This is a genomic window from Pontibacter brevis (assembly GCF_054779655.1).
In genome coordinates, this window is sequence record NZ_BAAGXV010000026.1 from 18,723 (window position 1) to 29,365 (window position 10,643).

Genomic DNA, 10,643 nt, shown 5'->3' on the forward strand with positions numbered 1-10,643 from the left:
CAAACATTAACCGAAAATACACAAGCATATGGAAGCAGTAATAGACGTAGCAGTTGAATGGGTATTTGTTTGTAAAACAGAGGATATACCGCAAAACGGCGGCGGATGCGTGAAAGTGGGAGACGAGCAGATTGCGCTATACAATTTTAGCCGCCGCGGAGAATGGTATTCCACGCAGAACCTGTGCCCGCACAAGCAGCAGATGGTGCTCTCAAGAGGCATGATTGGCAGCACCGGCGATACCTGCGAACCCAAAGTTGCCTGTCCATTCCATAAGAAAACTTTTTCGCTCCTTTCCGGTGAGTGCCTCTCAGGGGAAGAATACCAACTGAAGACTTACCCTGTGAAAGTGGAAGGTGACAGGGTGTACGTGGGGATAGAGTAAGCACTACAGTTGGTACAGAGCAGCAAGTACGGCCTGATAAGAGCTTCTCTGTTCAGGGGTACGCACAACAGTTCAAAAACAAGGAGTCGGATGACATCTTACTCATTCTGTGCTGATGAAGATTACAACAATTCTGAAAGTATAACTACACTTTGTAGCTGGACAATTACCTGACAGCACTTCCTCATTTCAGAGAATGCAGGATAGCTGCGGCTGCTGAGATACAATGATTGCCTCAAAGCCCCCCGCAGCGTGCGCAGTTCCTGCGAGTGTGTGAAGCAGTGGCAGCCAATAGTGGTCTTCATCCATTAGAGCAACACAGAAATCATTTTGAAACTAAGCTGTACAACCATGAAACGAAGCTTTACCAGCGCCCTGCTTTTTGCATTCCTTCTCCTGCTGATGGTGCCCGGGAAAGCCTTTGCGCAATTCACCTTATCTGCCGAAGTAAGACCAAGAGCAGAATTCCGCGATGGCTTTAAAACCGTACTGACCGAAGAAGAGACACCGGCTCTCTTTATCGAGCAGCGGTCGCGGCTTAATGCAAATTACCAGGCTGACAAGCTGCGCCTGCGGCTGTCTCTACAGGATGTGCGGGTATGGGGCAACACCAGCCAGATTTACAAGTCTGACCCCAGCCTGTTTAACGTGTACGAAGCTTATGGCGAATACCAGTTCGCACCACGTTTAGCAGTGAGAGTAGGACGGCAGGAACTGGACTACGACAATGCCCGCTTTTTAGGCAACCTGGACTGGGCGCAGCAGGGCCGCAGCCATGACGTAGCCCTGTTGATTTATGCCGACACTTCGGGCTTCACAGTACACGCGGGGGCAGCTTTCAACCAAAATGTGCCTTCTGAACCAACTAAACTGGAGGGTACTTTCTACGGCGGAGTAGATAACTATAAGACCATGCAGTATATCTGGCTGCATAAGGAAGCGAGCGGAGCTAAGATATCAGCCTTGTTTTTCAACGACGGCCGCCAGCGCGCTGCAGACTCCACCGTTTTCTTCCGCCAGACTTATGGTGTGCTGGGCGAACAGAGGCTGGGCGCCATCAAGCTGGGAGGGGAGCTTTACTACCAGGGTGGGAAAGACCCTGCTGGCAGAACGGTACGTGCTTACCTGGCTGCGCTGAATGCCACGCTTGTTACAAGGCTTACACCTGTTACGGTGGGGGTAGATTACCTGTCCGGCTCTGACGCCAACGACACCCGCAACAGAGCCTTTACACCATTGTATGGTACCAACCACGCCTTCTACGGTTTTATGGATTACTTCTATGTAGGCAGCAACCACGGACAGGCAGGGCGTACCGCCGGCTTAGCAGATTTTTACCTGAAAACCAATTTTAAACTGGGGGCGAAGAGTTCTCTTCTGGCGCACCTGCATCATTTTGAGTCTCCGGCAACAGTATACTCCCCGGTAGAGGGTGCCGGTATTTTATCCTCCCGCTTGGGTGAAGAAATAGACCTGATGTACAACCTGAATGTAAGTCCTGATTTTAACCTAAAGGTTGGTTATTCCCAGCTTTACGCCACAGCGTCGATGGAGGCGCTGAAAGGCAAGCCCGGAGAGACTTTTAACCAGTGGGCCTGGGTCATGCTGACTTTCAAGCCTGTTCTGTTCAAGCAATAAACCCTTTGTACATCACCTAAACCAAACATAGACGATTCATCTCATTTTAATTTTTAGATAGTTATGAAAGCATCAAAAGGGAAAGCAACCTCTATTAACCTGTTTAATCTGAAGACGATTCCGATGCGCACTTTTCACTTGTCGTGGTTCGCCTTCTTTCTATGCTTCTTTGGCTGGTTTGGTATAGCGCCTCTGATGGCAGTGGTGCGTGAGGAACTCGACCTCACAAAAGACCAGATTGGCAACATCATTATTTCTTCCGTGGCTATCACGGTGATTGCCCGCCTTGCTATTGGCTGGCTCTGCGATAAAATCGGGCCGCGTGTTTCCTACACTGCCCTGCTCATTCTGGGCTCGATTCCGGTTATCTTCATTGGGTTCAGCAACAGCTATGAGTCTTTCCTGCTGTTCAGGCTGGCCATTGGTGTGGTCGGGGCTTCGTTTGTGATTACGCAGTACCACACCACGGTCATGTTTGCGCCGAATGTGGTGGGTACGGCCAATGCCACCACAGCTGGTTGGGGTAACCTGGGTGGTGGCGTCACGCAGATGGTGATGCCTCTTATTTTTGCGACTTTTGTAGGGGCAGGTTATGCGCAAGGTATGGCGTGGCGCTATGCCATGGTGGTACCGGGTATTGCCATGATTCTGTGCGGCATTGCCTACTACTTTTATACCAAAGACACACCAACGGGCAACGTGTCAGACTTATCAGAAGCAGCGGCAGCCAAGAAGAAAAAAGACACGGTGCCTTTCTGGAAAGCAGCCGCTGACTACCGGGTGTGGGCCCTCTTCGTACTCTATGGTGCTTGTTTCGGTATTGAATTGACCATCAACAACATCGCGGCTATCTACTACCACGACTATTTCTCTCTTGACCTGGGAACGGCTGGTCTGATTGCCGGCTTGTTTGGCCTGATGAATATTTTTGCCCGTACGCTCGGCGGCTTTTTCGGGGACAGAGCCGGTATTCGCTGGGGCCTTTCCGGCAGAGTATGGTTCCTGGGTGCTGTGATACTCGTTGAGGGGCTTTCGCTACTGCTCTTTTCACAGATGGCTGTGTTGCCTCTTGCCATCATTACCATGATCGTGTTCAGCCTTTTTGTGCAGATGTCGGAAGGAGCTACTTTCTCGGTGGTGCCCTTCATCAATAAGAAAGCGATGGGAGCTGTGTCAGGTATCGTGGGTGCTGGTGGTAACGCGGGTGCCGTGGCGGCAGGCTTCCTGTTTAAGGTAGAGGGTTTATCTTATCCCGAGGCTTTATTCATCATTGGCCTTATAGTAGCCGGTACCTCACTCCTGACGCTGCTAGTAAGGTTCTCACCGGAAATGGAGCGCGAAGCGCAGGAAGAAATGGATGCGCTGTTAGCAGAGAGAGAATCTGTGAGCGTGGCAGAGCCTACTTATCAGGTGGAGCGTGTAAGGTAATGAAACAAGCTATATAAGGTAAGTGCGAAGAGGCTCCCTTTGTAGGGGGGAAAAGCACCGGTAACACCTGTAGTAAAACAGTAAAAGGAAAATATGCCTGTAGATACTCAACATAAGAATGCCTTTACCAGCACATGTTGCTATTGTGGGGTGGGCTGTGGTGTAGCGGTAACCAGAGAGAAAAACGGCACCGTTACTGTGGAAGGAGACAAGGACTACCCTGTAAACAAAGGCATGTTATGCAGCAAGGGCATGAACCTGCAGTATACGGTCAACGACAAAAGTGACCGGCTGCTCTACCCGGAAATGCGCTACAACAAAAACATGCCGCGGCAACGCGTCACCTGGGATGCAGCACTGGAAAGAACAGCTGCTGTTTTCAGCACTTTCATTAAAAAGTACGGGCCGGAATCGGTGGCTTTTTATGCATCCGGGCAGTGCCTGACAGAGGAATACTACGTCATCAACAAACTGATAAAAGGTTTTATCGGGAGCAACAACATCGATACGAACTCGCGGCTGTGCATGAGCAGTGCTGTGGCCGGATACAAAATGGCCCTCGGCGAAGACAGCGTTCCGATTAGTTATGATGACATTGAACTGGCAGATTGCTTTTATGTAACCGGAGCCAACCCGGCCTGGTGCCATCCAATTCTCTGGAGAAGAGTGGAGGCGCACAAGGCAGAGAACCCGGATGTGAAAATCATTGTGGTGGACCCGCGGGTAACGGATACCTGCGCTGTTGCAGATTTGCACCTGCAAATAAATCCTGGCACCGATGTTACGCTCAACCATGCCATCGGCAGGGTATTGATAGAGAACGGAGACATAGACCTGGATTTTGTACGGAACCATGCACAGGGCTTCGAGCAATACCGGGAGGTGGTATTTCAGAAAACCCTGGCGAAGTCGGCCCAGATATGTGGCCTCACGGAGGAAGAAATTCGGCTGGCAGCACAGTACATCGGCAATGCCAAAGGCTTTATCTCGATGTGGACGATGGGGCTGAACCAAAGCTCCAACGGCACAAATAAGAACCTGAGTTTACTCAACCTGAGCCTGATAACGGGGCACATCGGCAAACCCGGCTCCGGTCCTTTCTCCTTAACCGGTCAGCCCAATGCTATGGGCGGCAGGGAAGTGGGCGGCTTATCTAACCTGCTGGCAGCCCACCGCAACCTGAACGACCCGGCTCACCGCGAAGAAGTGCAGAAGTTCTGGGGAGGCACCGTTATCTCGGAAAAACCCGGACTCACAGCCACCGAAATGTTCGAAGCGCTGAACGACGGCCGTTTAAAAGCCATCTGGATTCTCTGCACCAATCCGCTCACCAGTCTGCCCAACGCGCGCATGGCCGAAGAAGGCCTGAAGAAAGCGAAGTTTGTGGTGGTGCAGGAAATCAGCAACAAACCGGAGACGCTGGCTTATGCCGATGTGGTACTGCCTGCTGCTGCCTGGGCGGAGAAGGAAGGCACCATGACCAATTCAGAGCGGCGTGTGAGCTATTTGCCTAAGATAATAGACGCACCGGGAGAAGCGCTGCCGGATGCAGAAATCATCTGCCGCTTTGCTAAAAAGATGGGCTACCGTGGTTTCGAATATCTATCGTTTGCTGACATCTACAAAGAGCACACGCAATTAACCGCCGGCACCAACATCGACGTGACCGGCCTGAGTTACGAGGTGCTGAAAGCGCAACGCAGTGTGCAGTGGCCTTATAAAGCTGGCGATATGGGCGATGGCACGCCAAGGCTTTTTACGGATAAAGTATTTTATACCCCCTCTACCAAAGCCATTATTCATTCGCCTTCTGATGAGGTGCGAAGTGAGCAGACAGACCCAGACTTCCCGCTGATTCTGACCACCGGCCGTATCCGCGACCAGTGGCACACCATGAGCAAAACGGGCAAAGTAAACAAGCTGAAAAAGCATATCTCGCAGGCTTTCCTGGAAATAAATCCTGCCGATGCGGAGCGCCTGAAAATAGCGGAAGGTGATGTGGTGGAAGTGAAGTCGAGGAGGGGAGAGGTGCGCGTGAAAGCGAAACTGTCTCCCGGTATAAAGCAGGGCGTGGTGTTCCTGCCGATGCACTGGGGCAAAATCCTGGGCAGCGACCTCAACCGCGCCAACAACGTGACAAGCGATTTGCTGGACCCTATCTCGAAAGAGCCGGACTTCAAGTACTGCGCGGTGGACGTGCAGAAGTATAAGAAACCGTTCCAGCGCATTGTGGTAATAGGTGCCGGTGCCGGTGCCTATGGTTTTGTGAAAGCGTACCGGGAAGCGAATGAGAACGATGAGATAACTATCTTCAGCAAAGAAGATTTCCCTTTCTATAACCGGGTCATGCTGCCTGACTATATCAGCGGACAGCAAAGCTGGCAGCAACTGGTGAAGATGAAAGATTCTGAAGAACCAGCCTATAATATACAGTTGCTTCGGGGAGTAAGCGTGGAGCATATTGACCGTGAAAACAAGTTTGTGATAGACTCCAGAGGCATCCAGACGGAGTATGATGTGCTGCTGATGGCCACTGGTAGCCGGGCAGCATTGCCGAAGCATGGGCCGTCGTTGCCAGGAATCTTTACCATGCGCAGCCGCAATGATGCCGACAATTTCAAAAGCCACGTGCCGGAAAACGCGCATGTGGTGATTGTGGGTGGCGGCTTGCTGGGGCTGGAAATGGCTGCTTCTTTGCGTGAAATCGGCGTGAAAATCACCATCATCCAGCGGGTGTCGCGCTTCCTGGACCGGCAACTTGACCCGCTGGGTAGCCAGTTGCTGCACGAGGAAATGATTGACCAGGGCTGTGATATCTACTACAACGATGAGGTGCAGCTGTACTACGGGCGGTCGAAACTGACAGGAGTAGGGCTGAAGAGTGGCCACCGGATAGACTGCGATGCCATGATTATTGCCATCGGTACGGTGCCAAACCTGGAATTGGCCAGAGCCTGCGGCCTCGACTGCAAACGTGGTGTGCTGGTAAACGAGAAACTGCAAACCAGTGACCCCAACATCTATGCAGTTGGTGAGATAGCTGAATTCAATGGGGTGCTGTACGGCATTACGGCGGCAGCAGAGCAGCAGGCAGAGGTGGTGGCGCAGCACCTGAACGGCAACATCGCCAGCTATTACGAAGGCAGCACCTTCATGAACATCATCAAAATCCATGGCTTTGACCTGTGCAGCATTGGTCTGGCAGAAAGCCCGGATGAGGAGAATTATGAAGAGATTGTTTTTATAGATAAGGCTAAACGCTACTATAAGAAGTGCATCATTCACCAGGACAGGTTGGTGGGCACTATTTTGATAGGCGACAAATCAGAGTTCCAAGAATACAGAGAGTTAATCTCCAACAGAATTGAGCTGAGTGACAAGCGCCTGCAGCTTTTAAGAAGTGGCCAGAAAGCAGAGCCGGTACTGGGCAAACTGGTATGCAGCTGCAACAACGTGGGCAGCGGGAACATTCAACAAAAGATAGCGGAAGGCTGCACTGATTTGAAGGCGCTTTGTGCCCAGACAGGTGCCGGTACAGGTTGTGGGTCCTGCAGGCCGGAAGTGAAAAAGCTCCTGGATGAGACCCTTACCTTACAGGTGCTGGATGTGCAGGAGGCGGTCAGTTAAAGAAACAGACAAATGATGATGAAGAAGAACTTAGTGAAGATAAACCTGCCCGGAGGCATGGTGTCTGCCGGAGATTTGTACCGTATACTTGAAGCCGCTGAAAAAGCGGGAGTAGAAAATGTACGGTTTGGAAACAGGCAGCAGGTTATCTTCTATGTGTCAGAGAATAAGCTGGAAGCCCTGCGGCAGGATTTAATGGCGGCTGATATTATGTTTGAACTGGATGCCGACATTCATCCAAATATCATCAGCTCTTATGCTATTGAGGATGTGTTTTACCATGCTGACTGGCTGCGGGAAGGAGTCTACAAAGACATCTTGGATTTGTTTGACTACAGGCCCCAGCTGAAGATAAACCTGGTGGACAACAACCAGACCTTCTTTCCTTTCTTTACCGGCAACCTCAACTTCATAGCTTCTGACACCAGCAACTACTGGTACCTCTACATCCGTTTTCCGAAAACAAACATCATCTATGCCTGGCCTTCGCTGGTATACTCAGAGGATATACCCGGCCTAAGCAGTGTTATCGAAAGTACCATCTTCGCGAACAAGGAGCAGTTCTATGACCAGCCTGCCGTGGATGGAAATGTGCTGCACGGGCTGGTGAATGCAAGTGGCAACTTTGTGGTGCAGCCTGTAACGAAAGCTTTGAAGCTGCCTGATTTTAAGCTACCGTACTACGAAGGGTTTAACCGGTATGGCAATAAGCTGTGGCTGGGCATCTACCGCCGCGATGAGTTGTTTCCGGTGAGCTTTCTGAAGGACGTCTGTAAAATATGCCTCAAAACAAGAGTAGGGCAGTTGTATACCACCCCCTGGAAATCCATTATTGTAAAAGGCATTGAACTAACAGACCGCGACCTGTGGGACGTGGTGCTGTGCAAGCACCGCATTAACGTGCGCCACGCCTCCAACGAGCTGAACTGGCAGGTGGAGGATCTGTGCGACTACGGCCTCGACTTAAAGAATTACCTTGTCCGGATATTCAACGAAAAAGACGTACGCACCTACAGGCTGTGCTTTGCCATCAAAACGCAGCCCAAAACGGGGCTGTTCGGCTCTATCATTATCCGCACACAGCAACAGGATGTGCAAGGCACCGACTTTAGCAACGAACGTTTCGAGATACTGCATACCCGCGAGTTCAATCCTAACTCAAAAGAATTTATCAGCTATCGGAAAGACGTAACGAGGCAGGAACTAAGCACTTATCTGATTGAACTGTGTGACCTCTTCTACGAACTGCAGAGCGAGCCAGAATTCATGTCGAACGCTGTTTACCTGGAAGAAGAGGTGCCAGCCGAGCCAGAGGAACAGGTAATACACCAGGTGTACCAATGCAAGAACTGCTTTACTGTTTATGACGAAGCGTTTGGTGATGCGCTAAACCAGGTTACAGCAGGCACACCATTTTATGCTATTGCTGCTTATAGCTGCCCCACCTGCGATGCGCCGAAAGAAGATTTTGTGCCGGTAGAGATGCAGGCTTTAAATGTAGGTAAGTTCTGAGTCGCTGTACCTGCCAACAGAGTGTTACTTTACTATTGGAGAACCCGCAGGTTACCTGCATTCACAATAAAAAGGCCCCAGCTGCTGTCTTCACCGGCTGGGGCTTCTGTAGTATGTAAGGGTTATGAATTTAGCGGTTTACGGTATAAGCAATGGCTTAATACTGCACCTGGGCAACTACCTCAATGTCTCTGGGCTGGCTCAGTATCATTTCTTTGTCTACCCTGAAGCTGCCTACAGGTTCTTCCGTCACAACTACATTGTCTAGCAGAAAGCGTCGGTGCGTGTTGTCATCACCTGACACAATACCCCAGACACAGGCTCTTTCTTCTGTATCTTTTCCATAGACGTAAGGAGACAGGGCCACCCGTTCTTCATGGCCATCCTCATCTGTGTAAGCAATATCAATAATCAACTGGTCTTCTATAGCTTTTATGACTGTTGCAATTTTCCTGTCCCCGTCCAGGTAATACATGCCTTTATCAGTCAGCCTGCCATAGACAGGGTGTATCTCATCCCTGTCATTTGAACTGTCGAAGGCGGAGGGTTCCTGGATTTCTATGAACCCATCCAGGTGAAGGTTGTAAATAAACCCTTCCGTAAAGGCTGAGGGGTTTTTCCTGATGAGTGGCGTCAGGTCATGAAACTTTCCGTCTCCGTAAAATTCATGTAAATAAGTTAACACCGAGTTTATCATAGTTCTACTGTTTTCTTTCTTTTGAGCGGATGGCTGTTCAATAGCTATCTGTTAGAGTTCTTTTCAAGCCCTTGTTGTGGTATATAAGTTATACGTACATAAAAAAGCCTTGTACATGCATTTGTACAAGGCTTGCGGTAACAGGGAAATTTCTTTTTATTTCATTTCTATACTTCAAGCTTAGAAGGGGGCAGGAGGAGAAACGAATCTTTCTGATACTGCTGTACCTGCTTGTGCTAAGCAAGAGTGGTGCGGCTATTCAAAAATGATGGTTTTATTCCGGTACACAAACACCTGCTCATTTAAAACTAGCTTCAACGACTTTGCCAGCACGTTCTTCTCTACATCCCGCCCGGCCTGAGTCATCTCCCTGGCACTGTGTGTGTGGTCCACCGGGATAACACTTTGGGCAATAATTGGTCCCTGGTCCAGGTCATTGTTCACAAAATGCGCGGTAGCCCCGATAATTTTCACACCCCGCTCATAGGCTTGTGCATAAGGGTTAGCACCCACAAAGGCTGGTAAGAAAGAATGGTGAATGTTAACGATACGATTGGTGAAGTGGGAAACAAAATCACCCGACAAAATGCGCATGTACTTTGCCAGCACAACAAATTCCGGGTTATACTGCTGTATTGTTTTCAGCACGGCTTGCTCATGTGCTTCCCTGCTAATTCCTTCATGGCTGATGTGGTGGAAGGGAACGTCAAACTTCTGTGTTAGTTCTTCCAGTACATCATAATTGCTGATGACGCAAAGGATGTTTGCGTTCAGCTCGTTGAAAGCATGACGGATAAGTAAATCACTCAGGCAGTGGTGCTCTTTCGTAGCCAGTAAAACAATGTCTTTCTTCCTACTTTCTGTGAGTTTGATATCCACATCCTCCGGCAATACCTCGTATAAATCTTTCAGCAACTCCTCCCTGTCAAATTCCCCTGAAAACTCGGTGCGCATAAAGAAATGGCTGAAATTTCTTTCCACGAATTCCCCGTTGCGGATAACATTCAGGTTGTACTTGTTATACAGGATGCTGGTAACTTTGAAGACAAGCCCGCTTTCATCCGGGCAGTTTATAAGGAGGATGTTTGATACCATAGGTGTCAGTGCATTAAGATTTGGTAAGGTGAGGTCATTTTTGTCATCCTATCTTGGCCAAAGTTTCTGCAAGTGCAATTGTGGGATTCCAAGAGAAGGTTTGTCTCTGTAGCTTTAAGGGCAAAAGAAGAAGGGGAAAAGAGTAAGGCAGCTTCTTGTCATTGGTCGTTGCAGTCCGTTCGAAATGCCAGCCCCTTTTCCCCCTGCTTCTTCCATCTTGAACAGTTCATTAGGCCACGAGAGCCTGCATCAAGGATTGAT

At 49.8% G+C, this 10,643-nt stretch carries 7 protein-coding genes; 5 read left to right on the forward strand and 2 right to left on the reverse strand.

What is annotated here, in order from left to right; translation table 11 throughout:
- Positions 1 to 28 precede the first annotated feature (28 nt).
- The 5 genes from nirD (at position 29) to ACYVB1_RS07815 (ending at position 8,590) form a co-directional block, all read left to right on the forward strand.
- Positions 29 to 385: a nitrite reductase small subunit NirD gene (gene nirD / locus ACYVB1_RS07795; protein WP_460922410.1), complete on the forward strand. Its 357-nt coding sequence runs from the start codon at positions 29 to 31 to the stop codon at positions 383 to 385.
- A gap of 351 nt (positions 386 to 736) precedes the next feature.
- On the forward strand, positions 737 to 2,023 hold the full coding sequence (locus ACYVB1_RS07800) for an alginate export family protein (protein ID WP_460922412.1): 1,287 nt from the start codon (positions 737 to 739) through the stop codon (positions 2,021 to 2,023).
- A gap of 63 nt (positions 2,024 to 2,086) precedes the next feature.
- Positions 2,087 to 3,451: an MFS transporter gene (locus tag ACYVB1_RS07805; protein WP_460922414.1), complete on the forward strand. Its 1,365-nt coding sequence runs from the start codon at positions 2,087 to 2,089 to the stop codon at positions 3,449 to 3,451.
- A gap of 93 nt (positions 3,452 to 3,544) precedes the next feature.
- Positions 3,545 to 7,078: a molybdopterin-dependent oxidoreductase gene (locus tag ACYVB1_RS07810; RefSeq protein WP_460922418.1), complete on the forward strand. Its 3,534-nt coding sequence runs from the start codon at positions 3,545 to 3,547 to the stop codon at positions 7,076 to 7,078.
- Positions 7,079 to 7,090: 12 nt separating this feature from the next.
- Complete coding sequence (locus ACYVB1_RS07815) at positions 7,091 to 8,590, forward strand: rubredoxin (protein ID WP_460922420.1); 1,500 nt, start codon at positions 7,091 to 7,093, stop codon at positions 8,588 to 8,590.
- Between the two features lie 157 nt (positions 8,591 to 8,747).
- Here the strand turns inward: ACYVB1_RS07815 and ACYVB1_RS07820 are convergent, their stop codons facing one another.
- Both ACYVB1_RS07820 and purU read right to left on the reverse strand, forming a co-directional pair.
- Positions 8,748 to 9,287: a hypothetical protein gene (locus tag ACYVB1_RS07820; protein ID WP_460922423.1), complete on the reverse strand. Its 540-nt coding sequence runs from the start codon at positions 9,285 to 9,287 to the stop codon at positions 8,748 to 8,750.
- A 255-nt stretch (positions 9,288 to 9,542) separates the two neighbouring features.
- Positions 9,543 to 10,382: a formyltetrahydrofolate deformylase gene (purU, locus tag ACYVB1_RS07825; RefSeq protein ID WP_460922425.1), complete on the reverse strand. Its 840-nt coding sequence runs from the start codon at positions 10,380 to 10,382 to the stop codon at positions 9,543 to 9,545.
- Positions 10,383 to 10,643 lie beyond the last annotated feature (261 nt).